We start from the raw sequence: 24,899 nt of genomic DNA, 5'->3' as shown, positions 1-24,899 counted from the left end.
GCCGTGTCCCCGGCTGGCTCCGCCGGTACCCCCGCGCCGACGACCCCCGGGGCCGTGGCCGGCCGGGTCGTGGCGGACCCCGCGGAGCTGCTTTCGGTGCTCGTCGACGAGGTGCTCGCGCATCTGCGCCCGTTCGTCGGGGAGCTGCGGTCGCGGGTGCGGCTCGGCCGCCCGGCGCTGTGGGGGGCGGTGGCCGCCCAGTGCGCGCGGTCCTTCCTGCTGACCGAGCGGGTGAGCGGCGACCCGGTGCTCGGCCGGGACGAGGCGGACGCGTTCTTCGCGCTCGCCGCGCCGACCATGCTCGCGCGGCCTCGGTGGCAGGAGTTCGTCCACCGCGGCCGGTCGTACGTCGGCATGCGGCGCGGCTCGTGCTGCCTGGCCCATCGGATGGACGAGGAGTACTGCACCACGTGCCCGTTCACCGACGATCTGGAGCGCGAGCAGCGGATGCGCACCTGGATTGACACGCAGGGCGATGGCGGTCTCGCGGTGTGAGGGGATTTCGCGGACGCGCCCCAGCCGTAGCACACGTAAGGTGGTTGTACGGAGGCGTACAGCTCGATGCCGCGCTACACCTTCGATCCATGATCGCCATAGAGTGAGAAGACAATTACACAATGGTATAGATGTGGCCTGACTCACAGCAGAATGCATCCCGCCGTACACTACCGTCGGTAACGTCGAGGGCGGCTCGGCGGCCAGGGCGACGCCCGGCCGGGCGCCCGACGGCCGCGGGGCACCGACGCCGCGCGGATCGGGTCGTTCTGCTCTTGGCGGAACGACGTGACGGAATCATGGCTGGTCGGCCACGGTTGCCTTAGGCGTCTCCGCTGGTCGGGCCGGCTGCAAGGTCGGTCCTCCGTCCACGACGAGGTGGGCGGAACCGGCGGGTAGGTTTCTGTTCGATGCGTGAGGACATGCCTCGGCGGAGCTAGCATGCGGATACCGGCTGTCGTGTGGTCGGTCGCAGCTCGAAGGAGCGCACATGTTCGAGAGATTCACCGACCGGGCACGTCGGGTCGTCGTCCTGGCACAGGAAGAGGCCAGGATGCTCAACCACAACTACATCGGGACCGAGCACATCCTGCTCGGCCTGATCCACGAGGGCGAGGGCGTCGCCGCCAAGGCCCTCGAGTCCCTCGGCATCTCCCTTGAGGGTGTGCGGTCGCAGGTCGAGGAGATCATCGGCCAGGGCCAGCAGGCACCGAGCGGGCACATCCCGTTCACGCCGCGCGCGAAGAAGGTCCTGGAGCTGTCCCTCCGCGAGGCCCTGCAGCTCGGCCACAACTACATCGGGACCGAGCACATCCTGCTCGGGCTGATCCGCGAGGGCGAGGGCGTGGCCGCCCAGGTCCTCGTCAAGCTGGGCGCGGACCTCAACCGCGTGCGGCAGCAGGTGATCCAGCTGCTGTCCGGCTACCAGGGCAAGGGCGAGACGGCCACCTCCGGCGCTCCCGCCGAGGGCACCCCGTCCACGTCGCTGGTGCTCGACCAGTTCGGCCGCAACCTCACCGCGGCGGCGCGCGAGTCCAAGCTCGACCCGGTCATCGGGCGCGAGAAGGAGATCGAGCGCGTCATGCAGGTGCTGTCGCGCCGGACCAAGAACAACCCGGTCCTGATCGGCGAGCCCGGCGTCGGCAAGACGGCCGTCGTCGAGGGCCTGGCGCAGGCGATCGTCAAGGGCGAGGTGCCCGAGACCCTGAAGGACAAGCAGCTCTACACCCTCGACCTCGGCGCGCTGGTCGCCGGCTCCCGCTACCGCGGTGACTTCGAGGAGCGGCTGAAGAAGGTCCTCAAGGAGATCCGCACCCGCGGCGACATCATCCTGTTCATCGACGAGCTGCACACGCTGGTCGGCGCGGGTGCCGCGGAGGGCGCGATCGACGCCGCGTCGATCCTCAAGCCGATGCTGGCCCGCGGTGAGCTGCAGACGATCGGCGCGACCACGCTGGACGAGTACCGCAAGCACCTGGAGAAGGACGCGGCCCTCGAGCGCCGCTTCCAGCCGATCCAGGTCGCGGAGCCGTCGGTGGCGCACACCATCGAGATCCTCAAGGGCCTGCGCGACCGGTACGAGGCGCACCACCGCGTCTCGATCACGGACGCCGCCCTCGTGGCCGCGGCCTCGCTGGCCGACCGCTACATCTCCGACCGCTTCCTGCCGGACAAGGCGATCGACCTGATCGACGAGGCCGGCTCGCGGATGCGCATCCGCCGGATGACCGCGCCGCCGGACCTGCGCGAGTTCGACGAGCGCATCGCGACCGTCCGGCGCGACAAGGAGTCCGCGATCGACGCGCAGGACTTCGAGAAGGCGGCCTCGCTGCGCGACAAGGAGAAGACCCTCCTGTCGGAGAAGGCGAAGCGCGAGAAGGAGTGGAAGGCCGGCGACATGGACGTCGTCGCCGAGGTGGGCGACGAGGAGATCGCCGAGGTCCTGGCCATCTGGACGGGCATCCCGGTCTTCAAGCTCACCGAGGAGGAGACCGCCCGCCTGCTGCGCATGGAGGACGAGCTGCACAGGCGCGTCATCGGCCAGCAGCAGGCCATCAAGGCCGTCTCGCAGGCCATCCGGCGCACCCGCGCCGGCCTGAAGGACCCCAAGCGCCCCGGCGGCTCGTTCATCTTCGCCGGCCCGTCCGGTGTCGGTAAGACCGAGCTGTCCAAGACGCTCGCCGAGTTCCTCTTCGGTGACGAGGACGCGCTCATCCAGCTCGACATGTCCGAGTACATGGAGAAGCACACCGTCTCGCGGCTGGTGGGCTCCCCGCCCGGCTACGTCGGCTACGAGGAGGGCGGCCAGCTCACCGAGCGAGTGCGGCGCAAGCCGTTCTCGGTCGTCCTGTTCGACGAGGTCGAGAAGGCCCACCCGGACGTGTTCAACACGCTCCTGCAGATCCTGGAGGACGGTCGCCTGACCGACTCCCAGGGCCGCCTGGTCGACTTCAAGAACACCGTTCTGATCATGACGTCGAACCTGGGCACCCGGGACATCTCCAAGGGCCCCGGCATCGGCTTCGCGACCGGTCAGGGCCAGGTCGACTACGAGCGGATGAAGGCAAAGGTCCAGGACGAGCTCAAGCAGCACTTCCGGCCGGAGTTCCTCAACCGGATCGACGACATCATCGTCTTCCACCAGCTCTCCGAGAACGAGATCATCCGGATCGTGGACCTCATGCTGGCCCGGGTCGACATCCAGCTGAAGAACAAGGACATGGCCCTGGAGCTGACGTCGGCGGCCAAGGCTCTGCTGGCGAAGAAGGGCTACGACCCGGTGCTCGGCGCCCGGCCGCTGCGCCGGACGATCCAGCGGGAGATCGAGGACGTCCTGTCCGAGAAGATCCTGTACGGCACGCTCAAGCCGGGTGAGATCGTGGTCGGCGACGTCGAGGGTGAGGGGGAGGACGCGAAGTTCGTCTTCCGCGGCGAGACCAAGCCGAACCAGGTCCCCGACGCCCCTCCGGTCGACCTCGCCAAGTCCAGCGAGTGACCTGACCGGTTAGGCCGCACGTCGACGAGCCCCGGAACCGCGACCGGTTCCGGGGCTCGTCGCATGTGTGGGCGGCCGGCGCCGGTCACGTGTAGGCGCCCCAGGCCAGGCTCGCGGCGAGGCCCAGCGCCGCCAGCGCGATCAGCACCCGCAGCAGGTCCGCCGGCAGCCGGCGCACGATCAGCGGGCCAAGGGCGCCGCCGACCAGCAGCCCGGCCGCGAGCGGCGCGACCGCGGCCCACCGGACCGGCCCGAACACCGCGAACCCGACCGCCGCGACCAGATTCGCGAAGCCCGACGACACGTTCTTGACCGCGTTGACCCGGGCCAGCGGCTCCGGGATCGCCACCGCGAGCACCGCGAGCAGCGCGACCCCACCACCGGCCCCGAAGTAACCCAGGTACACGCCGGTGAGCAGTACCGCGCCGAGCACCGCCGGGCCGCGCTCGGCGGGCCGCGCGCCGCGGCGGGCCAGGATCCGCGGCTGCGCCCACAGCAGCCCGGCCGCCCCGGCGATCAGCACCGGCACCACCCGCTCGAAGGCCGACGCGGGCAGCGCCAGCAGCAGTGCCGCCCCGGCCGCGCCGCCGGCGAGGGCGATCCCGCCGAACCTGGCCACCCGCCCGGCCTGGCCGGCGAGTTCGGGGCGGGAGCCGGCCGCCGCCCCGACGGCGACGAACAGCAGCGCGGTGGTGTTCGTGACGTTGGCGGCCAGCGGCGACAACCCCACCGCGAGCAACGCCGGGTACGACACCAGCGAGGCCAGGCCGGCGACAGTGCTGGTGATCCCGGCGAGTACCCCCGCGACCAGTAGCAGCGCAACGTCGGCGGCGGTCAACTGCGCACCCCCCACATGTCCGGTGACGACGCCATCTGGGACGGTACGCACCGGCCGCCGGACCCGCACTGGCCGAACGAACGGCGGCGGCTACTGGAGATGTGCGAAAATCCTCCCTGTTCGGCGAGAACGCCGACGGTGCGTCCGAGACGGGGGTCAGATCGGCCGGGTGGCAGGGGGTACCGACGACGCCCGGGGCGTCCATCTGGCCTTTGGCGCCGATCCCGCGACCAGCATGGTCGTGTCCTGGCTGACCAGCACCGCGGTCACGGCACCCGCGGTCCGGGTGCGATGCGGCGGCGGCGGTGATGGTGGCTCCCACCCCGGCAGGCCCGTCGCGGCGGCCACCCGCTCCTACCGGGACGCCGCCACCGGCGAGTACGTCGTGGTCCACCACGCGTCGCTGCGGGGACTGCGCCCGGACACCCTGTACGCGTTCACGATCGAGCACGACGGCGTACCGCAGGAGGCCGACGGCTCGTTTCGCACCGCGCCGGACGCCCGGGCACCGTTCGCCTTCACCTTCGTCGGCGATCTGGGCACCGATCGTCCGTATGACCCGTTCGGATCCGCGGCCTCCGCGCTCACCGTGGCCGCGATCGAGCGGCAAGCCCCGCTGCTGGCACTCGCCGGCGGGGATCTGTCCTACGCCAACCAGCGCGACGATCCGGTGCGGGCCTGGGCCGACTGGTTCGACATGACGAGCGCGTCGGCCCGATACCGGCCATGGATGCCCTGCGTCGGCAACCACGAGGTCGAGGCCGGCAACGGCGCCCTCGGCCTCGCCGCGTACCAGGCCTACTTCGAGCTGCCCCCCGGCGACACCGACGGCCATCTGGCCGGGCTCTGGTACGCCATCACCGTCGGCGGCGTCCGCTTCGTCGTGCTCACCGCGGAGGACGTCTCCTACCAACATGCCAGTCCCGTCTACCTGCGGGGATTCAGCGCCGGGCGGCAGACCGCCTGGCTCGCGCGGACCCTGGCGGACGCCCGGGCCGATCCGGCGGTCGACTGGATCGTGGTCGTCATGCACCAGACGGCGATGTCGACCTCGGCCGCGCACCACGGCGCGGACCTCGGCATCCGGAAGTCCTGGCTGCCGCTGTTCGACCGCTACGGCGTCGATCTCGTCCTGCACGGACACGAGCACCACTACGAGCGCAGCCGTCCGGTCCATGGCACCGAGGCGGGCAGCCCGCTGCTCACACCCCGGCCGGTGGCGGGCGCTGCGCGAGGGTCGGCACCCGGCGCGGGCGATCTCGTCGACGCCACGCTGGGCCGGGTGCATCTGCTGGTCGGGACGGGTGGCTCGTCGTCGCCGTCGGCGGGGGCGCTGCTCGATCCCCCGGCCGGGCGCGTCATCGTCGGGTTGCACGACCACGAGCCGGGACGGCGGCGCCGGCGGGCCAGGCGGGAGCGGGAGGACGCGGCCTGGCTCGCCACCCGCGCACCCGACCATCCCTACGCCTATGCCGCCGTCGAGGTCGATCCCGGCGAACCGGGCGGGCCGACCAGCCTGCGGATCGCCGTGTACGACTCCGGCTCGCCGCATCTCGCCGGCGAGCCGTTCGACCGGGTGACGCTGATGCGCCCCCGGGGCGACGCGGCCACCCCCGGCTGAACGCGCCCCGCCCACCGGTCACGCGACCACGCGGGGCGAATGACACCGGGACAAGACCCCCACCTCCGCCGCCCTCGGCCGGTGTCGTCACATCCGCGGCTCCGCGCTACCCGAACCACACGGTCGTAATCGCCGCCAAGTCGCCGGCCGATGCGCCCGCGCAACATTGCACGGCATTCTGCACATGCGGGTGCACGGCCACCAACGAGGCGCCTGGACATGCGGTGTGCCACAGGGGAAGAGGTCACCCGGCCCGAAGGATTTTTCCGTCCTCCTCTGGACTCCGACTGGCATAGAGGAATAACTTTCGCCAGAGGATGTAATCAGACGACTACACCATCATCGTCGCCTGGTGGATCGTGTCCGGGGGGAACCGCATTGGTAGACGAACAGCATTGCCATAACTCTCGGCAAAACGGATCACAATGTCACCCGGAGGTTGACCACCACCCGACACACACGACGCGGAACATCGATGCCGGTAGCCGCTGCGGCCGCCGCCGGAATGCGCGTGTGGGTGCGGCCGCCCCGTCGGGAAGCACACGATGAACGACCCGGCCGCCATGGTCGCGACGCTCGACCTGCGCCCGTGCTGCCGGTCCCGCGTCCTGCGCGACGTCGTCGACCCGAGCATGGTCCGCGCCCTGCTGGCCCGGCAGGCCGGCTTCGAGGTGCGCGACGCGCCCCGGCTGCTGCTCGTCGACGACGCCCGGTCGGCGCCCGCGCATCGGGCGGGCCTCGCCGCACTGGCCGCCGACCGCTCCCCGACGTCGGTGCTGCTCGTCCTGGTCGGCCCGACCGCACCGACGGACATCACCCACCAGGCGGACACCGCCCCGCCGGCGGAGGTGGTCGCCGCGGTGGACACCGGCGTCTGCGGTGAGCCCCTCGACATCGCCCTGGACGGAGACTCCCTGCACGATCTCGACGCCGCCTACGACCCGGCCCTGTACACGTTCCTCGAACACCATTCCGACGAGCCCGGGCTTCCGGCCTCGTCGACGTCGTCGGAGACGGCCACGGGGGCGCCGCCCAGCCCGGCGGCGTCCGGGGCGCCGGGCGCGGTCATCCCGGCGATCCTGTGGGTCGGGGACCACGAGGGCCGACCACGACCCACGCAGGCGGCGGTCGGGGCCGCCACCCCGCCCGGTGCGGGTGGCTGCGACGCGGACCGCCATGACCCGCCGGCGCTACGCGCACTGCTCGACGCGCTGCGCGGACCGGAGGTGTTCGACCGGGTGTGTCATGAGGTGGCGGCGATGCCCGGCCGCCTCGCGTTCCCCGGCGTCAACGTCATCGTCGGCCGGGTGCCGGACGAGACCCTGCGCACGCTGCGGATCCACGCTGCCCGGCGGTTCGTCAGCGCGACGGAACGCCACGGACCGACCGAGTCGGTGCCAGTGGACGGGGTGCGGCTGCGCCGCGAGGTGGAGGCGGCGCTCGCCGGCGGCCTGCCCCTCGCCGACGTGCACGGCCGGCTGGCCCGGACGGTCCGCCCAGCCCGCGCGGACCGCCTGTCCGGGCTCGCCCACCGGCTGCCGCACCCGGTCCGCCGGCCGATCCGTCGGGTGGCCCGGCGGCTGCGGCGCGGGCGGGCGCCGGTGGGCCTGCTCGCCGGACACACCGCCGAGCTCCTCGACGAGGTCCGCGCGTACGCTGACACGCTTGCCGGGGACAGGCCCTTCCCGTCCGCCGGCGAGCAGCCGGGTGTCAGCCACGCCGTCTCGGCGGCGCTCGCCGAGCACGAGGACGAACTGTCCGCGCTGCTCAACGCCGACCTCGCGGATCTCGCGATCACCGCGCTCCTGCCGGTGTGGGCCGGGCTGGCCGGTACCGGCCCGACGCCCACCGTGACGGCGCTCGGCCGCCTCGCCAACGACCTTCTCGACAGCTACGGCGATCACCTGCGCGATGCCGGCGTCCTCGCCGCGCCGGCCTTCGGGTCATCCGCCGACGCCCGCGCGGACCTCGCCCGCCGGGTCTGGCAGGCGGCGGCCCGCCGACCCGGCGACGGCGACGGCGGCGACGACGACGACGGCGACGGCGACGGCGACGGCGACGGCGACGGCGACCAGGCCACCACCGCCCGCGGCGTCGGCGAACGCGGCCGGTCCGACGCCATCCCCGGGACCAGTGGGACAGGCTCGCTCGGGACGACGATCCATCAGCTCGCCAGCGCCGGGCAGGCGGGGCTGCTCGATCCCCGACCCGAGGCCGCCCGGCTGATCCTTTTCGCGCCCGACGCCGCCCGCCCGCCGCGGGAGGCCGGTGGCAGCCCGCGGCGGGCGGACCCGCGAACCCCGCCGCTCGCGCAGACCCCGCCCGTCCCGCAGGCCCCGCCGGCGCCCGAAGCGGTCGTCTGGACGGCGTCGACCCTCGTCGCCGGCGTCCTGCGGCTCACCCCGGCGCGGACGGCCGACGTCCTCGACGTCCTGTTCCCGGGCCCGCCGACGTGACCCCGGCGGGTCGGCGGAAACTGGCATGACCGGCATCCCGACCGCGCCGGCGCCCCGCTCGGGCTGGGTGACCGACGCCACGCGCATCGACCAGGTGGTCTACGCCTGGTCCCGGCGCACCCGGGCCGGTGGGGAAGGGTACTTCCCGATCGCCAGCTCGCTGAGCTCCGCCGCCACCCGCTCCTGGAACGACCTGCTCGCCGGCCAGGTGGAGCGGGGCGACACACGCGTCGACCATCCGCCGTCCTCGCTCGCCTACATCGTCGGCAGGCCCGATCATCCCGGCGCGGCCGACGCGGACGCGGTGCCACAGGCCGCGCTCGTCCACCGGGTCCGCATCCCCGGCCGCAGCGGGCCGGGGCGCGGCCGGCTGCGGGCGCACGTCCTCATCGGCCGGGCGGACTATCTGACCGAACGGGTCGCCCTGGCGTTGCACGCCGCCGGCGACAGTCCTGCCGCCGCGCCCCGCACCACCCCCCGGCTGGCTCCGCTGCACCTGCACGACCTCACCGCGCAGCGCCGCAGCGGCGAACGGTCGCTGCGGCAGGCCGCCCGGGCCGCGGCCCGCCGGCACCGGCTGGCCAACCTGGTCGCGACGGTGCTCGCCTGGTCCTGGGCGCAGCGCCCGTTCGCGGTGTCGCACACCGGCTCGGACGAGGCGGTCACCCTGATGTGGGCGCTGGTCGAGATGCTGGAGGAGGTGCTTCCGTACCGGCTCACCTTCTCCTCCCATGTCACCTCGAGCCCCAGCCAGGTCACGGCGGTCACCGCCCAGGCCGCCCCCGCCGTCACCCCGGCGGCGCGGACGGACGCGATCGCCCTGGCGACGACGGACGCGCCCGGACGGTCCGATCCCCGGTTCCTGTTCGTCCCGGTCCCGCCGGAGCTCGCACCCGGCATCGACCCGTCATCGATTCACGTGGATCCACGGGTCCGGCCGTATGTCCCACCGACGATCTACGAGGCCGCGCGCCTGCTCGTCGACGTGTACGGACGCAGCGGGATGCGTGGGGTCAGCGCCATGCTGGCCCTGGTCGGCGATGAGATCCTCCAGCCGGGCGACCCGGAGAGCTGGTGCCGGCGGCTGGTGACCCGATGCGGCCCGGGCAGCGGCATGACCTTCGCGGGCGGCGGGCCCGCCGGCCCGCGCGACGCGGTCGGCCACCGGGGAGGCGGCGGGCCGGCCACGGCCGAGCAGGCGGTCGACGACCATCTGCGCGCGGCCTATGAGCTGCTGCTGGCCCCGGCGGGCGACGCGTCCTTCGATCCGGTGCGCGCCCTGCTCTCGATCCTCACCGCGCCGATCGGGCTGCCCGCCGAGCTGCCGGCCGCCGGGCGGCTCGAGGGCCAGCTACGCCGCGTCGCCGGCCTGCTGACCGCGCCGCGCGGCCGACCCGGCCCGCTGCGGGCCACGGACGCCCAGCCCACCCGCGGCGAGATCACCACCCGGGTCCTCGACCGGTTGGCGAGGTCCGATCCGTCCGCGCGCGAGCGTGGCACCGCCGAGGTCGAGGCCGTCGTCGCCGCCCGGGCCCGCCGGATCGAGGGGACGATCGTCGCGCTGGCCGACGACCTGGCGGCCGTGCGGGGGCCGTCGCCCGCGCGCGGCGTCGAGGAGTCGGTGCGCGAGGCGGTCCCGTCGCTCGCCGCCGGGCTGGAGTCACTCTTCTCGGCCGTGCGGCTGCCCGACGCCGGCGACCGGGCCCTGCGCCTCGCGACAACGACCCTCGACGCGCTGCGCGCGGCCCGATCGACCTCACCGCCCGCCGGGCAGCCCCACCCGGCGGGCGGTGGGCCACCCGGGGTGTCCGCGCCGCCCGGGGTGTCCGCGCCGCCCGGTCCACCCGCCGGGTGGACTCCGACCGTCACCGCCTCCGCGCGGCAGCCTCCGCCGCCGTGGGCGCTGGCGGTGGTGACGCGGCACATCGCCGAGGCGTACCGGCAGGAGTGGGCGTACTGGGACGACCTCCTGCACCCGGCGGACCGCCTGCTGGCCGTGCTCGGCGTGCCGCTGGGCATCTCGCTGGCGGATGCCCCGCACGATCCCCTGACGGATCCGCTCGAGTTCCCCACCGAACTGCGCGAGCTGGCCACGCTGCGGGAACTGTTCGCTCCGGCGCAGGCGCCGTCCGGGCCGGACGCCAGCCGCGCGCCCGGGCGCCGGGCGGATCTGCTGGCCCGAGCCGCCAGCGACGTCACCCAGGCGATCAGCCGGCTGGCGCCGGACGCGAACAGCCCCGGAGTCGACCGGGCCGATTACGTCAGCGCGGTACACGGCGCGGTCACGGCCACCCAGCGGGAGCTGGTCCAGACGCTGGCCACGCTCATCGTCGACCTGAGCGCGCCGCCCGCGGCCATGACCGGCGAGCGCGATCATCCGGCCCGGGTGGCGGCCCTGCTGCGCACCGCCCTGCACGGGCTGTTCGAGCGCTTCGGACTGCCCGAGGGGTTCGACTACGCCGCCGCCCTGGCCGCCGAACTTGCCGCGCTTCCCGCCGCGTCGTCGCCACCTCCCCCCGCTCTCCCTCGACCCGCATCCCCACCAGCCACATCACCACCAGCCACACCACCAGCGGCCGCTGCGCCTCGGGCCCTTCCGGCACCGACCACGTCTGCGCCAGCCAGATCGGCGCCAGCCAGGTCGGCGGCGACCGCGCCGAAGCTCGTGGCGTTCGGATCCGTGACGCCCGGCTTCGCCCGGGCGGACTCCGGCTCGCCGGCGGGAATCGTCATGCGCCTGCTCCGCGAGACCGATGCCTGGGGACCGGACGCCTTCCGCCTGCTCGTCCTCTACGCCCCGCACTGGGACGGCGCGCACGACCTGCGGGCCGCCATCGCCGACGCGGCGCCGCATCGCCGGTCCACAGCGGGTGCCCTCGGCACGGCGGGCGGCCAGCGCACGGCAGTGGGAGGCGGCGGGGGGCCGGCGGCGCTGGCAACGGGCGCGCGCCCCTTCCTCGAGGGCCTGGCCATGACGGGCCCGGTCGGGCGGGGGCGGGAACGGGCACTGGAGGTCACCCGCCGCGTCCTCGCGCTCTACCGGCCGCAGGACGGTCCGGGCCGGGCCGCCGTCCCTGTCACCGGCGCCGCGCCCGCCTCGACGCCCGCGGCCGTGCCGGCCCGCTCGACCCCAGCCGAGCTGCGGGTTCTCGACGCCGAGATCACCGCGCGCCTGACCGCTCCCGATGAGCCGGAGCCGCAGCCCGATCCGGCGATCGCCTTCCTGGCCGCCTGCGGATCGGGCCAGCCGGACGCGGCCAGGGCCTTCGGACTGCTCGCCCGGTACGTGCCGACCTGGGAGAGCGAGCCGGACCTGCACGAGGCCATCTGGCGGTGGGGCACGGTCGGGCGGGACGGCGCCGCGCGCCGCGCCGGGCCACCCCCCACCGGGGCGGCGCTGGCCGCCGCGGCGGAGCGGTACTTCCGCCGGGCCGTGCACGCCACCGACGCCGACGCCGGTGGGCCGTATCCCGCCGACCTGGAACGCGCCACCCGCCGCCTAGCCGCTCTCTACCTGCCGGACGACCCCCGTCTGCAGGCCGCCGGGGAGCTGCCCAGGGTGGTCGAGTCCCGCATCGTCGCGGGGATCACCGCGGGGGGCCCGAACCGGCGGCGCCGCCGCCCCTTCGGGCTGTCCGTGGTCACCCTCACGCTGGCCCTCGCGGCTGTAGCCCTCGTCGCGCTGGTCCGTTGACGTCCACAGGAGACCGTTCTCCCTACTCGGGATCGGTCGAGTCTGGAACAATGACGCGCACCCGTGTCAGACCCGCACCAGGACCGGACCCACACCCAACGGACCGGTATGTCGGTGTCGCGACACTCTCGGGGCCCGCAGCGCGGCGATGGCCTTGGGTATGAAGGAAGACGGCTGGCGACACGTCCCACAGCGTGATCGTGACTGGCTCGGCGAGGACGGAGGCCATGGGTAGCTCGCTGGTGCCAATCATGCTCATCGTGGTGCTGCTGGTCGCCCTGGCGATCTTCGTGGTCCTGAACAACCGGCCGGTCCGGCAGGGCAGCCAGCGCAACGGCCGCGGGCTCAACCACCAACGGCATCGATCCGGTACGGTGCCAGTCCGTGACACCCCCGGCACCGAGGATCCCGGTGTACCCGACGAGCCCGAGCGGGCCGAGGACATCGTCCCCGGCTTCGACGAACCGGAGCCGGTGACCACGCAGGCACCCTTGGCCGCAGCGGCCGACGGCCCGGACACGGGCGCAGCATGGGGAGGGGACGTGACCGCGAAGGTACCGGCGGACCGCGGCGACCGTGACCGCGATCCGGACGCGACCGGCTGGACGCCACCGCCGGCGACACCGCCGCACCAGGTGCCCGTCTACGAGGACGAGCGGGAGAACGCCACCCGCTACTTCGACCCGCAGACGGGCGACTTCGCGATCGTCCCGCCCGTCCCGGCGACGCCGCCGGCACCGGCCGCCGCGGCGACGTTCGTGAGCGCGGCGCCCGCGCCGCAGGCCCCTCCCATGGCCGCGCCCGGCGGCTCGCGCGAGCACGCTGCGGACCTGGTGGCGACCGAGCCGGAGCAGACCACGGCGGCCCCGCTGCGCCTCGCCGCGGCGGGGCGGACCCGGCGCGGCAAGCGCGGCGGCCCCAACGAGGACGCGTTCGTCGTCGTCGACGGCCTGCTCGCGGTCTCGGACGGGGTGGGCGGCGAGGCCGCCGGGCAGATCGCCTCGACGCTGACCGTCACCACCGTGGCCGGTTTCCGCCCGCAGTACGCCGAGGACCCGATGGAGGGCCTGCGCAGGGCGGTGGAACGCGCCAACCGGGTGGTCCGCACCCGGGCGCGGGAGGAGCCCACCTGGCTCGGCATGGCCTGCACGCTCGATGTCGTGATCCTCGGCCGCCAGCAGAACACCGGGGAGCACCTCACCATCGCGCATGTCGGGGACAGTTCGGTGTGGCTGCAGCCGGGCCGCGGGCGCCCGCGCGCGCTGACCACGCCGCACGCGATCCGCAACGGTCCGCTGCTCAACGCGGTGGGCCTCGCCGACGAGATCGAGGCCGACATCTTCGCCGAGCCTGTCCGGGCCGGTGACCGGGTCGTCCTCGCCAGCGACGGCATCACCAAGGTGATGACACCCGAGCAGCTCGACGGCCTGCTCGGCGAGCTCGGCTCCGAGCCCCCGGAGCGGGCCGCGGACGCCCTCGTCGAGGCCGCCCTGCTGGCCGGTGCCCGGGATGACACCACCATCGTCGTCGGCGACCTGGTGTCCGAGCCCGCCACACGGTGAGCCCGGCCGTGAGCCGGCGGGGAACCCTGGTCGGCCGGCTGGCCCGGTGGTTGCGCCACCATCTGCTCGGGGTGTTCGCCGTCCTCGGCGTGGTCGCGTTCACCCTCGGCCTGGTCGGGACCTACCGGGAGTTCCGCGCCGATCCGCAGACGTTCTCCTGGGCGAACGTCGTCTTCTTCACGGCGACGCTGTTCATCGCCGACGGCACGATCTTCCAGAATCTCGGTCACTACCCGCTGTCGCTGGAGATCGCCCGCTTCCTCGCGCCGATCGCGACCACCGTCGGTGTCGCCGACGCGGTGAGCACGGTCTTCGCCCAGCGCTTCGAACGCTTCCGGGCCCGGCGCGCCCGCCGGCACGTCGTCGTCTGCGGCACCGGGCCGACGGCGTCGGCGCTGGTCGACAAGCTGTCGCGGGCCAAGCAGGTGGTGCTCGTCGCCGAGGACGCGCAGCGGGAGTATCCCGACGCGGAGCTGCCGCCCGGGCTGCTGCGGGTCGTCGGCGACCCGGTGGAGCCGCTCGTGCTGGCCCAGGCGGGGGTGGCCCGGGCGGAGGTCATCTACGGCTGCCTGCCGGACACGTCGTCGAACCTGGGGATCGCGCTGGCCGCGCGGCGCCTCGCCGTCGACCGGGCCGAATCGCCCCTGCGCTGCCTGGCCCAGGTGGGCGACCTGTCCCTGATCCCGCACCTGCGGGCCCGGCGAATCGGGCTGACCGACGACCCCGGCTTCCGGCTGGACTTCTTCGCGATCGAGGTCCTCGGCGCGCACGCGCTGCTCCAGCGCCATCCGCCCGCCTGGGCGAGCCCGGAGCGGACGGGACCTCCCACCAGCCCGGCCGCCCCCCTCGTCGTGATCGGGCTGTCCGGCCTCGGCCGGGCGCTCGTGACGGAGCTGGCGCGCCGCTGGCAGGCGGCCGTCGGTGCCGACGGGCCGCTGCTGCCGCTCGCCGTGTCCGGCCCCGACGCGACCGAGGCAGTCACCACGATGCGGGAGCGCGAGCCGGCACTCGGCCGCGTCCGGCTCACCGCGCACGACACCCGGCGCGGCGCGCTGCCGCCCGCGGTCACCGACCCGCCGGGCGATCAGCCCCCGCCCGAGTTCGTCTACGTCTGCGACGGAGACGAGGAGCTGGCGCTGCTGGCCGGGCTCGACGCCGCGCAGGCCCTCGACCGCCGGTTCGGCGTGGCCCGCACCACCATCGTCGTGCGCACCGGTCGCCAGCGCAGCCTGCATGACGTCTTCGGCGGTTCGGCGTCACGGCGCCCACCGGCCGTGGCCGGGCCGCTGCTGGCGAATCTGCGCGACGGCGTACGGTTTTTCGCGGTCAACGACGAGGCGCTGCCGCTGGATCTCGGCGACACCGACTTCGTCGACCGGCTCGCCCAGGCCAGCCACGCCCACTATGTCGAGGCGGAGCTGCGCGCCGGCATCGAGATGGGCAGCCGCCAGGCCATGGTGCCCTGGGCCGACCTGCCCGACGACCTGCGCGACGCCAACCGGGCGCAGGCCGCGCACGTCGGCGAGATCCTGCGCGCGCAGGCGCTGATGCTGATGCCGGTCGACGCCGCCGAGACCGACTTCGCCTTCACCGAGGCGGAGGTGGAGGAACTCGCCCTGCTGGAGCACGACCGCTGGCGCCGCGAGCGGTCCACCCGCGGCTACCAGCTCGGCCCGGTCCGCCAGGACGGCATCGACCGCCGCCACCCCGCCCTCGTCGACTGGTCGGCCCTGGCGGAGGCCGACCAGGAGCGCGCCCGGCGCGCCGTCCGCGTCCTGCCGACCATTCTCGCCCACGCCGGCCTGCGCATCGTCCGCCTCAACGACCCGACCTGAGCCGATCAAGCCGATCCGGGCCGATCCGGCCGTCGGGTGCGGGCGGGCGGGCGCGGGCGGGCGCGGCGGCGGCGGCGCACGATCCGTCAGGCGATGCGCTGACCCGCCGGGCAGTCCAGCGCGCTGGCCCGGGTCAGCCCGTCGACCGAGAGCCGCGCCGAGAGCCGCACCGGTCCGGACGACTCGGTGAGGATGCCCGTCCACCCGCCGGCGGCGCGGAACACGCAGGCCCGGCCGTCCGTCAGCCGCCAGTAGGGGGTGAAGTGGACGAGCACGGTGGCGATGCCGGGGGCGTGGAAGTCGACCGCGACCGAGCTCACCCCGAGCTCGGTCAGGCTCGCCGGCCCGCGCACCAGGCCGGGTGAGTCGGTGACGATCCACACCTTCCAGTGCGCGTCCTGCCAGGCCAGGTCGAGATAGGGCAGGCCGGCCCGCAGCAGCTTCGCCTCGGCGACCGCGGACGGGTCGAGGTCGACGTCGGGCAGCGCCACGTAGCGGATGCCACGGGCGAGCAGCCACTGGTGGTAGGTCTGGGCGTTCAGCGTCCCGTCGTAGAACAGCGCGTTGTACTTGCTGTCCAGCTGCCGCTGCCAGCCGCGGGCCATCGGCACGGACGGCGCGACGTAGCGAGCCTCCCAGTGGGCCCGGGTGAACGGCACCTCGACCCGTCCCGCCGGCACCGGCGAGCCCCGGTCCAGGTAGTCGAGCAGGCCGGTGTAGTACGACGCCTTCGCCGAAGGATCGCCCTGGGTGAGCAGCGCGCCGTGGATCGGCCCGATCTGCCAGCCGATCAGCGGGACCGCGACCACGGCGAGCACCCGGCGCCGGTCAGCGAGCAGCAGCGCCGCCGCAGGCCCTGCCAGCATCGTCGCCGGCCGGGTGATGTTCCCCCCGACCTGCGACGGCACCACGAAGAACACGGTGGCGGCGGCCGCCCACAGCAGCAGACCGTGCCGGATCGGCCGGGCCTCGCGCGGGACGACGAGCAGACCGACGCCGATCAGGGTCAGCAGCGACAGGTAGGTCAGGGCGGGAAAGGGCTGGTAGCCGTCCTCGGGGAAGGCCAGCGCGACGATGATGCCGGCGCCGGCGCCGGCGAACGGCAGCACCCGCCGCCAGCCGATCGTCGGCAGCAGCGCACACCCGACGAGCAGCACGAACCCGGCGGCCAGCGGCGAGGCCAGCGACGACAGCACCGCCCCGGTCCAGGTCAGCGCGATGCGTCGCTCGCGGGCGCCGAGCAGCGCCAGCCCGCCGAAGGCCATCCCGAGTGCGAACGGCATCCGGCCGACGACCAGGTTCGCCACCGTCGCCACGGCGAACCAGACCAGGACGAGGTCGTGCCCCCGCCGCCGGCCCGGCCCGCGCAGCAGCCGGGTGACGATCATCGTGGAGGCGACGCAGGACAGCGCGCCGATGACCTCGACCCCGAGCAGCGCCCCGAGCGGCGGAAACAGCACACTGTACCCGGGTATGGTGTGGCCGCCGTACCATTGATCGTCCCAGAGGACCGGCCCGCCATGGCGGAACAGCCACACCCGGTAGTCCTGGGCGGGAGTGTCCGGGCCGGTCACGCCGAGCCCGGCGCACAGCAGGCACAGGGCGGCCGTCAGCGTCCACGGCCAGCGGCGCACCGCCGCGACCACGGCGAACGCGCCCCGCGCGAGCGGTCCGCGCCGCCGCGGAGGTTCGACAGCGATGAAGGGGGTCTGCGGTGGTGCAGCCACGCGAGGCTCCGCCGGCGTCGCCTCGGTGGGCGCACCGGCTGCCGCGAGTGCTGTCACACTCGACCTCCCTGCTCCTCGTCGTCGGCGGCGCCGTCGCCGCGCTCGCGGCCATGGTGGCCGAGGGACGCCTCGGACCACGCGATCCGAACGTTACCGACCCCTCATTCTGGTGGGGAATTCTTCCATCGGCACCACCTGGCGAGACCACGAGGGGCGTTCTGGCCGGAGTCTCCGCGCTGAGCGTCATCACGCTGGGCCTGTGCTGGGCCGTTCTGGTCCGGGCGGTGCTGGCCGGCCGGGTCGGCACCCGCACGGGCCTCGCCGCCGCGGCGGCCTGGAGCCTGCCGTTCGCCGTCGGGCCGCCGCTGTTCAGCCGGGACGCCTACGCCTACGCCGGTCAGGGCGAGCTGGCCCGACTCGGCCTGGACCCGGCGACGCACGGCATCGCGACGCTGCTGACCGCCGGCGCGGCCGACGGGTCGGGGCCCGCCTTCGTCCACGCCGTCGACCCGCGCTGGTCGCTCACCCACAGTCCGTACGGCGGCGCCGCGGTGGCCGTCGAGCGGGCCGCCGCGATCATCGGCGGCGGGCCGACCGGAACGGTCGTGGTCCTGCGGATCGTCGCGGTGCTCGCCACCCTCGCGCTGATCGCCCTGGCGCTGCGCCTCGCCGGCCCGGCGCCCGGGCCACGCGCCGCGGTCGCCGTGCTGGTGGCGGCGAATCCCGTCGTGGTCATCCACCTCGTCGGCGGCGCGCACCTGGACGCCCTCGTCGCCGCCGCGGTCGTCGCCGCGCTGGTGGTGGACCGCGCGGGCGATCCGCCAGGGTCGAACCCACTGACCGGCGCCGCCGCGACCGCGCTGGCGGCGCTGGCCTTCAACATCAAGGCGACCGCGCTGCTCGCCGTCGGCTGGCTGATGGTCGCCCATCTGCTGGCCGCCCGGCGTGAGCCGCGGCCGCTGCACGCCGGCGCCACCCGCCTGGCCGGCGACCTGGTGGCCGTCGCCGCCACGACGGGGCTGTGCACGGCCGCCGCCGGCTTCGGGCCGACCTGGATCCACTCGCTGTCCACCTCCGGCACCCTGAGCACCGGCATCGCCCCCGCCTCCCTGTGCGCGACGCTCGTGAACGGCCTGCTCGGCCTCGTCGGCGCGCATCCCGGCCATGGCCCGACGCTGCGGGTGACGCGGGCGCTGTGCCTGCTGGCCGCGGCCGCCGTCGTCGCCGCCCTCGTCCTGCGCGCCTGGCGCCGCGGCGGCGGCCCCGTTGCGCAGGAGACGTCAGCGCTGGACACCCGGCCGGATCTCGCCGTCCTAGGCCTCGGCGGGCTGGCGGTGGCCCTGGGCAATCCAGTCGTCTACCCGTGGTACCTGGCGTCCTGCCTGCCGGCGCTGGCGCTGCTCGCCGCGCTGCTGGCCGGCCGGGCGCGCGCCGTCACCGCCGCCGGCACGGCCGTCGTCTCCGCCTGGCTGTGCCTGGCGACGCTGCCGCCGCTCGCGGCCACCTGGCGGTTGCTCGGCCGGGCCGGGGCGACCGGGCTGGTCACGCTGCTGGGGCTCGCGGCCGTGGCCGGCTCGGCGGCGCTTGTCGCGGCGCGGCGGCGGCCCGCACCGCCCACCAGCACACCATGAGCAGCCCCAGGTTGCGCAGCACCAGCACCAGACACAGCACGATCCGTCCCTGGATCAGGTCGTTATACCGCCACGGGTAGACGACCTGGGACAGCACGGCGACGGCGAGCAGCGCCACCACCAGCCGCCGCCCTGATCCCGGCCACCAGCCCGGCGCCGGCTCCATCCCGGACGCGGAGTCCGCCCCCGACGCCGGCAGCAGGCCTGACTCCGGCGGCGGGCCTGACCCCGGCGGCGGCCCTGACCCCGGCGGGCGGGCGTCGGTGGCGAGCGCCGCGGCGGCCAGCGCCAGCAGCCAGACCAGATACTGCGGGCTGAGCACCCGGGCGGTCACCACCACGACAGTGACCAGCGCGAGTGACCGCCAGGCCGGCGACGCCCCCGTGCTCCCCCGCGCGCGCAGCCACCACCAGCCCGCCGCCGCGACGATCACCGCCACCTCGACCAGCGAGCACACGGCCGCCACCTGGCGGGCGAGCGGACCGTCGAACTGCAGGGCACCATACGAGTACCGGGGTGCCGGCCCGCCGAGCATGTGCGCGACGACGAAGGGCGTCGCGGCGACCGCCTCGACCTGCAGCCCGCGGGCCCGTTGTGCGCCGACGAAGCCGAACACGCCCCCGAGGGCACCGGTGGCCGCGAGGATCGCCGCCAGCGCCGCCACCGCGCCCGCGAACCCGCCGGCCAGCCGGGCCGCGACCCGCGCGCCCGGCCGCGGCAGCGCGACCAGCAGCAGCACCGGCCACACCTTGAGCAGGGCGCCGACCCCGACGCCGAACCCGGCCCGCCCCGGCCGGCCGGCCGCCACCGCCAGCAGCGCGGCGAGTGCCGCGGCCGCCGGCAGCAGATCGAACCGGGCCAGCGCCACCGGGCCGAGCGCGATGATCCCCAGCACCCAGACCAGCGCGGCCCGCCGGTCCCGCCGGGCCAGTGCGGCCGTCGCCGCGGCGTCGGCGAGCAGCGCCAGCACGACGAACGCCGCCCGATAGGGCACCGCCGTAAGGGTGTGAGCCAGCTCCGGCAGGACGAACGCCACCGCCGCGCCGGGCGGGTACTGCCACCGGTCATCGCCGGCCGGCAGCCCGCCGCCGTGCGCGAGGCCGTGCGCCCAGCCCGCGTAGATGTCGAGATCACCCTGGACGTTCTGCTGGGTACCGACCATCTGGCCGGTCAGCACGATGGCGGCGAGCAGCGCGCGGGTCGCCAGCCAGCCCGCCCACAGCCGCCCGAAGGTGGGACCGGCGGTGCCCGGACCACTCCGGGCTGTGGCCACCGGCTCGTCCGGGCCGCTCGCGACCGCGCGTGGCACCGGGCGCGCCACCCCCCGAGTACCGCCCGCGACGGGCGGGGGGAGCGACCTGTCCGCGCGCACGAGGGCGACCGTACCCGCCCGTCCGGGCGGGTCGAGGCTCACCCTCGATGCGCCCGGCGGGGGCCCGCCAGTGTCACCTATTGTTTCCGCCATATCGAGTCACTGCCATGGCACGCAACGGAGCGTGTCGTGGCCGGCGGACCCGGCGGCGCGTCCGGCGGCGGAGGGTGGCTCGAAACGCGCCGCGGAGGTGCCTGTGATCCTCGGATCCGGCTCAGCATGGGACACGGCCTGCGTTCAACTGGCGAACGCGGCCCGGCATCTGGGCCTCGACGACGGACTGCACGAACTGCTCCGCACGCCCCGACGGTCGATCACCGTCAGCGTGCCCCTGCTACGCGACGACGGCCAGATGATGGTGCTGACCGGCTACCGCGTGCAGCACAACCTCGCCCGCGGGCCCGGCAAGGGCGGCATCCGCTACCACCCCAGCACCGACCTCGACGAGGTCAAGGCGCTGGCGATGTGGATGACCTGGAAGTGCGCGCTGATGGGAATCCCCTACGGCGGCGCCAAGGGCGGCATCGCGGTGGAGCCCGGGATGCTCTCCCGTCAGGAGCGCGAGCGGATGACGCGCCGCTACGCGGCCGAGCTCGTCCCGCTGATCGGGCCGGAGAAGGACATCCCGGCCCCGGACGTGGGCACGGACGAGCAGACCATGGCCTGGATCATGGACACCTACTCGACCCACACCGGCCACACGGCCACCGGCGTGGTGACCGGCAAGCCGCTGTCGATCGGCGGCTCCGCCGGGCGGGCCGGGGCGACCAGCCGAGGCGTGCAGCTCGCGCTGTTCGCCGCGCTGCGCCAGACCGGCCGCGACCCGCACGCGACGACGGTGGCCATCCAGGGCTTCGGCAAGGTCGGCGCGCTGGCCGCGCAGTACCTGCACGACGCCGGGTGCAAGGTCGTCGCGGTGTCCGACGTCAAGGGCGGCGTCCACAACCCGCAGGGACTCAACCCGGCGGCGCTCATCCGCTACCTCGCCGACGGCGCGGAGACCGTCGTCGGCTTCCCCGCCACGGACACCATCACCAACGACGACCTGCTGGAGCTCGACGTCGACGTGCTGGTCCCCGCCGCGCTCGAGGGCGTCATCACCGTCGAGAACGCCGACCGGATCCGCGCCTCGATCATCGTCGAGGGCGCCAACGGCCCGGTGACCGCCGAGGCCGACCGCATCCTCGATGACCGGGGCGTGCTGATCGTGCCGGACATCCTGGCCAACGGCGGCGGCGTCGCCGTGTCGTACTTCGAATGGGTCCAGGACATCCAGGCGTACTTCTGGTCGGAGGACGAGGTCAACGACCGGCTGCGCGCGCTGATGGAGCGCGCCTACGGCGAGGTCGCCATGCTCGCCACGACACAGGGCATCAGCATGCGCGGCGCGGCGCACATCATCGGCGTCAGCCGGGTCGCCGAGGCGCACCGCACCCGCGGCCTCTACCCCTGACGAGGCCGGGCACCCGTGGGTGCCCGCGGGTGACACGCGGGCACCCCGAGGTACCCCCGAGGTCGGCCGCGCCGGGTTGCCGAGGAGGACGGCGGTCACGGCCACCGGCCGCGCGAACCCTCGGCAATCCGAGCGGCGCCACCCGACCGCACCGCGTCCCGCGAGATGCGGCGGAACCCGGAACACGGCGCGGCGCGAAGTGCGGCGCATCCGCGACGTGAAGCGGTGCCGCCGGACGCCAGCGGCCTGGCGGGTCGCCAGTGGCCTGCGGCCTGGGGACGCCAGCCCGGCGGGACGTCGGCGGGCCCGCCGGGACCCCGCGGCCTGCGACTTGGCGGGACGTCAGTGGCCCGGCGCCCGTCGGCGGCGCCTCGGGGGTGCCACGGGGGTGCGGGGATGGGCGAAGATCCCAGTCGTCGCGGTCGCCGCAGCGGACGCGACGGCGAACAGCGCGTCCCGGTCGTCCGCCGGCGAGGTCCGGCAACGGCGGCGCTCGCCGCACCGCTCACAGGCATGGGTGAGAACGGTCTCGCGCGGGCCGAACTCGACGCCCACCGGGCGCATCACCCCGCCGCAGCCCGCCCCGCGGTCGCCTGGGTGCACGTCGACGTGGCGCGAGCACAGACAGCTGGGACAGTGGTTGGTGTAGCCGTCACCGCGCACGGCCGCCCCGCAGACGAGGCAGTCGAAGTCCTCGGTGACACGGGTGAAGCGCCGGCTCACCCCGCCAGCCTACTGACAGCCCCGGCGAGCCCGTCGCCACGGACGGTCAGTAGATCTCACCTCGAGACGCGACCTGGAACGGAGTCGACCACCGATGCCCGGGCGCGCCGGCCCGACCCCGATGCGCCGGCACACCGGGTCCGGCGTCGACGGGCGTGCCGTGCCCTGTCGCCCGCGGCGTGGTCGAGACGGTCCGGAACGTGTGCTGACGGGGACGACCGGGGATGTCGGACCCACAGGATGAAATAGTGGGCGGCGAACCATACCGGGCGTGGCACCAGTGCGTCCGGCCGTGCCCGTCGTCCCGGCCGCGTCTTGAGGAGGTCGCGCTGTGCAGGCTGCTCCCCAGCCCAGCGAGCAACCCCCCGGGGGCGCCGCCGCGCGCGCGGAGCTCTCCGAACGGGACCGCCGCATCCTCGCCTTCGAGCAGGGGTGGTGGCGCCATCCCGGCGCCAAGGAGGAGGCGATCCGCGCCGAGTTCGGCCTGTCGTCGACGCGGTACTACCAGATTCTCAACCGGCTGATCGACACGGAGGCGGCGATGATCGCCGATCCGATGCTCGTCCGCCGGCTTCGGCGGCTGCGCGACCAGCGTCGAGCGGCCCGATCGGACCGGCGGGACCGGAGCGAGGAGTAGTTCGGGGGATGGTGCATGGCACGAGCACGCCGGGGCGGCGACGAGCCCCGGCGCGGCGCTCCGACCGGCTGCGCGGCCTGTGGGCGGCTGCCGTCGCGATCCTCGCCGTCCTCGCTGGCATCCTGCTGGTGAACCTGGTCAACGGCGGCTCGGACCCGGGGCGCTCCGGCGGGCCGGTGGCGGCGCCGACCCGCTCCCCCGACGCCGCCACGCTGGAGCCGTCCCGGTCGGCGACGCCGTCGGCTCGGCCCACGTCCGCCTCGCCGAAACCGAGCCCGCCGGCATCGAGCGCGGCGCGACCGACCGACACGCCGCCGCCCGCCCCGGCGAGTGCCGGGGGTCAGCCAGGCCCCACGGCCCCGGTGGTCGTGCTGAACAACTCCCGGATCACCGGGCTCGCCGACGTGGCGGCGCGCCGCGTCGCGGCAGCCGGTTTCCCGGTCGAGCGCAAAGGCAACTACGTGTCGGTCTACGACGTCCCGGTCTCGACGATCTTCTACGACGACACGCACGAGGACGCCGCGAAGGCCCTGCAGGCCGCCGTCCCCGGGATCGAGAAGATCGTGCCCCGCTCGCAGACCCGGATCGTCGTCCCCGGTGCCCTCATCCTCGTCATCACTCGCGACTTCCCCGCCGACCCGGAAAAATGATCTCGTGATCGCCCCGCCGAACCCTGACCATCTCGACGGACATCATCGACCCGGGAAGGCCTCGTGACCGAATCCACGCACAGCCTGTCCGCACCCGCACCGCGCACCCCCGCCGGTGGCGCCGGCCTCGCCGCCCTGCTTACCGCGCCGGACCGCGCCCTGATCGCGCTGGACTACGACGGGACGCTGTCCCCGATCGTCGCGCGCCCGTCGGACGCGGTGCCCGCACCGGGCGCGCTGGAGGCGCTGCGCGGGCTGTCCCGCCGGGTGGGCACCCTCGCGATCATCACCGGGCGGCCGGTGGACGCGCTGCTGGAGCTGACCGGCGCGGAGAAGCTGCCTGACCTCGGCGAACTGATCATCCTCGGCCAGTACGGGCTGCAGCGCTGGGACTCGCGGTCGCGGGAGATCACCAGTCCGGATCCGCTGCCCGGGGTGGCCGCCGTCCGCGCCGCCCTGCCCGACCTGCTGCGCGACGCCCCGCCCGGCACCGTCGTCGAGGACAAGCACCAGGCTCTGGTCGTGCACGTGCGCCGGGCCGCCGACCCGGACGCGGCGCTCGGCGCGCTCGCCCCCGCGCTGACGACGCTCGCCGAGGAGCACGGCCTGGAGGCCGCACCCGGCAAGAAGGTCCTGGAACTGCGCCCGCCCGGTCACGACAAGGGCGGGGCGCTGCGTGAGCTCGTCGCGGCCCGTGGCGCCCGCTCGGTGCTCGTCGCCGGCGACGACTACGGCGACCTGCCGGCCTTCACGGCCGTGGACGAGCTGCGCGCCGCCGGCATCCCCGGCATCACCGTGTGCAGCGACAGCCCCGAGGTGCCGGACGTACTACGGGAGGCGGCGGACCTCGTCGTCCCCGGCCCCACCGGCATGGTCACCCTGCTCGAGGTCCTCCTCGACCGCCTCGGCGGCTGACCCGAACGACCGGCCGGCGCGCCGGGACGTCGTCGTGGCAACGTCCTGGCCACCAGCTGGCGGCACGCTTCGCCGCCGACCTGCGCCAGCCCGCGGCCACTTCACCGCCGGCCTCAGCGGCGGCGTCACCGACCTCCGTCGGCAGTCCACCTCGGCCGCGTGTCGAGGTGTGATCCGTCGGGCCGTCCTCGCGTGGACGCCTCCGCCCGCCGCCCGCCATCCGCCGCCCGCCTACGGCATCCCGACACCACCCGTTCATGATCAATATCGGTGTGGGGGGCGACCGGAACGCCGA

Annotated in this window: 16 protein-coding genes; 12 read left to right on the top strand and 4 right to left on the bottom strand. The window is 74.7% G+C overall.

All coding sequences use genetic code 11. The features are described from left to right. Together C1A33_RS32735 and C1A33_RS32730 are read left to right on the top strand one after the other, a co-directional pair. On the top strand, positions 1–495 hold a 495-nt coding region (locus C1A33_RS32735), incomplete at its 5' end, for a (2Fe-2S)-binding protein (RefSeq protein WP_133150913.1). Positions 496–985: 490 nt separating this feature from the next. Beyond that, positions 986–3,490, top strand: a complete 2,505-nt coding sequence (locus tag C1A33_RS32730) for an ATP-dependent Clp protease ATP-binding subunit (RefSeq protein WP_101836342.1) — start codon at positions 986–988, stop codon at positions 3,488–3,490. Positions 3,491–3,575: 85 nt separating this feature from the next. Here the strand turns inward: C1A33_RS32730 and C1A33_RS32725 are convergent, their stop codons facing one another. Then, the gene (locus C1A33_RS32725) at positions 3,576–4,328 is read right to left on the bottom strand and encodes a sulfite exporter TauE/SafE family protein (RefSeq protein WP_165818694.1); all 753 of its coding nucleotides are present in this window, start codon (positions 4,326–4,328) and stop codon (positions 3,576–3,578) included. A 169-nt stretch (positions 4,329–4,497) separates the two neighbouring features. Here C1A33_RS32725 and C1A33_RS32720 point away from each other — a divergent pair, with 169 nt between their 5' ends. From C1A33_RS32720 to C1A33_RS32700, 5 genes are all read left to right on the top strand, one after another. Continuing rightward, positions 4,498–5,949 (top strand): purple acid phosphatase family protein, encoded by a 1,452-nt coding sequence (locus C1A33_RS32720; RefSeq protein WP_101836341.1) that lies wholly within the window; start codon positions 4,498–4,500, stop codon positions 5,947–5,949. Between the two features lie 545 nt (positions 5,950–6,494). Further along, entirely contained in the window at positions 6,495–8,405 is a 1,911-nt protein-coding gene (locus C1A33_RS35480; RefSeq protein ID WP_165818693.1) for a hypothetical protein, read from the top strand. Between the two features lie 25 nt (positions 8,406–8,430). Then, positions 8,431–12,099: a hypothetical protein gene (locus C1A33_RS32710; RefSeq protein WP_101836340.1), complete on the top strand. Its 3,669-nt coding sequence runs from the start codon at positions 8,431–8,433 to the stop codon at positions 12,097–12,099. A gap of 227 nt (positions 12,100–12,326) precedes the next feature. Then, complete coding sequence (locus C1A33_RS32705) at positions 12,327–13,661, top strand: PP2C family protein-serine/threonine phosphatase (RefSeq protein WP_101836339.1); 1,335 nt, start codon at positions 12,327–12,329, stop codon at positions 13,659–13,661. An 8-nt stretch (positions 13,662–13,669) separates the two neighbouring features. Beyond that, positions 13,670–15,496, top strand: coding sequence for an NAD-binding protein (locus C1A33_RS32700; RefSeq protein WP_243408163.1), 1,827 nt, complete (start codon positions 13,670–13,672; stop codon positions 15,494–15,496). An 86-nt stretch (positions 15,497–15,582) separates the two neighbouring features. On the opposite strand, the gene C1A33_RS32695 is transcribed toward C1A33_RS32700, so the two are convergent. Further along, complete coding sequence (locus C1A33_RS32695) at positions 15,583–17,223, bottom strand: hypothetical protein (RefSeq protein ID WP_243408162.1); 1,641 nt, start codon at positions 17,221–17,223, stop codon at positions 15,583–15,585. Between C1A33_RS32695 and mptB the strand changes: the two genes are divergently transcribed. After that, positions 17,211–18,854, top strand: coding sequence for a polyprenol phosphomannose-dependent alpha 1,6 mannosyltransferase MptB (gene mptB, locus C1A33_RS32690; protein WP_243408161.1), 1,644 nt, complete (start codon positions 17,211–17,213; stop codon positions 18,852–18,854). The genes C1A33_RS32695 and mptB overlap by 13 nt on opposite strands. Here mptB and C1A33_RS32685 read toward each other — a convergent pair. Then, the gene (locus C1A33_RS32685; protein WP_243408160.1) at positions 18,766–20,163 is read right to left on the bottom strand and encodes a glycosyltransferase 87 family protein; all 1,398 of its coding nucleotides are present in this window, start codon (positions 20,161–20,163) and stop codon (positions 18,766–18,768) included. The genes mptB and C1A33_RS32685 overlap by 89 nt on opposite strands. A gap of 259 nt (positions 20,164–20,422) precedes the next feature. Here C1A33_RS32685 and C1A33_RS32680 point away from each other — a divergent pair, with 259 nt between their 5' ends. Beyond that, on the top strand, positions 20,423–21,679 hold the full coding sequence (locus C1A33_RS32680) for a Glu/Leu/Phe/Val family dehydrogenase (protein ID WP_101836343.1): 1,257 nt from the start codon (positions 20,423–20,425) through the stop codon (positions 21,677–21,679). Between the two features lie 342 nt (positions 21,680–22,021). Here the strand turns inward: C1A33_RS32680 and C1A33_RS32675 are convergent, their stop codons facing one another. Further along, entirely contained in the window at positions 22,022–22,402 is a 381-nt protein-coding gene (locus C1A33_RS32675) for an RNHCP domain-containing protein (RefSeq protein ID WP_101836335.1), read from the bottom strand. A gap of 331 nt (positions 22,403–22,733) precedes the next feature. Between C1A33_RS32675 and C1A33_RS32670 the strand changes: the two genes are divergently transcribed. The 3 genes from C1A33_RS32670 to otsB all read left to right on the top strand — a co-directional run bounded on the left by C1A33_RS32670 (position 22,734) and on the right by otsB (position 24,604). Then, positions 22,734–23,039, top strand: coding sequence for a DUF3263 domain-containing protein (locus C1A33_RS32670; protein WP_101836334.1), 306 nt, complete (start codon positions 22,734–22,736; stop codon positions 23,037–23,039). An 8-nt stretch (positions 23,040–23,047) separates the two neighbouring features. Beyond that, positions 23,048–23,689, top strand: a complete 642-nt coding sequence (locus tag C1A33_RS32665) for a LytR C-terminal domain-containing protein (RefSeq protein ID WP_101836333.1) — start codon at positions 23,048–23,050, stop codon at positions 23,687–23,689. 63 nt (positions 23,690–23,752) lie between these two features. Then, on the top strand, positions 23,753–24,604 hold the full coding sequence (gene otsB / locus C1A33_RS32660; RefSeq protein ID WP_101836332.1) for a trehalose-phosphatase: 852 nt from the start codon (positions 23,753–23,755) through the stop codon (positions 24,602–24,604). Positions 24,605–24,899 lie beyond the last annotated feature (295 nt).

It is taken from the genome of Frankia canadensis, assembly GCF_900197875.1.
Taxonomy (GTDB): Bacteria; Actinomycetota; Actinomycetes; order Frankiales; family Frankiaceae; genus Frankia; species Frankia canadensis.
Note: the sequence above shows the minus strand (reverse complement) of the source record. Positions and strands in the feature narration are given on the sequence as shown.

Bases quoted from the DNA above. Each gene is read 5' to 3' on its own strand.
- C1A33_RS32730 (WP_101836342.1), top strand. From the start codon at position 986: ATGTTCGAGAGATTCACCGACCGGGCACGTCGGGTCGTCGTCCTGGCA.
- C1A33_RS35480 (WP_165818693.1), top strand. From the start codon at position 6,495: ATGAACGACCCGGCCGCCATGGTCGCGACGCTCGACCTGCGCCCGTGC.
- C1A33_RS32710 (WP_101836340.1), top strand. From the start codon at position 8,431: ATGACCGGCATCCCGACCGCGCCGGCGCCCCGCTCGGGCTGGGTGACC.
- C1A33_RS32705 (WP_101836339.1), top strand. From the start codon at position 12,327: ATGGGTAGCTCGCTGGTGCCAATCATGCTCATCGTGGTGCTGCTGGTC.
- C1A33_RS32665 (WP_101836333.1), top strand. From the start codon at position 23,048: ATGGTGCATGGCACGAGCACGCCGGGGCGGCGACGAGCCCCGGCGCGG.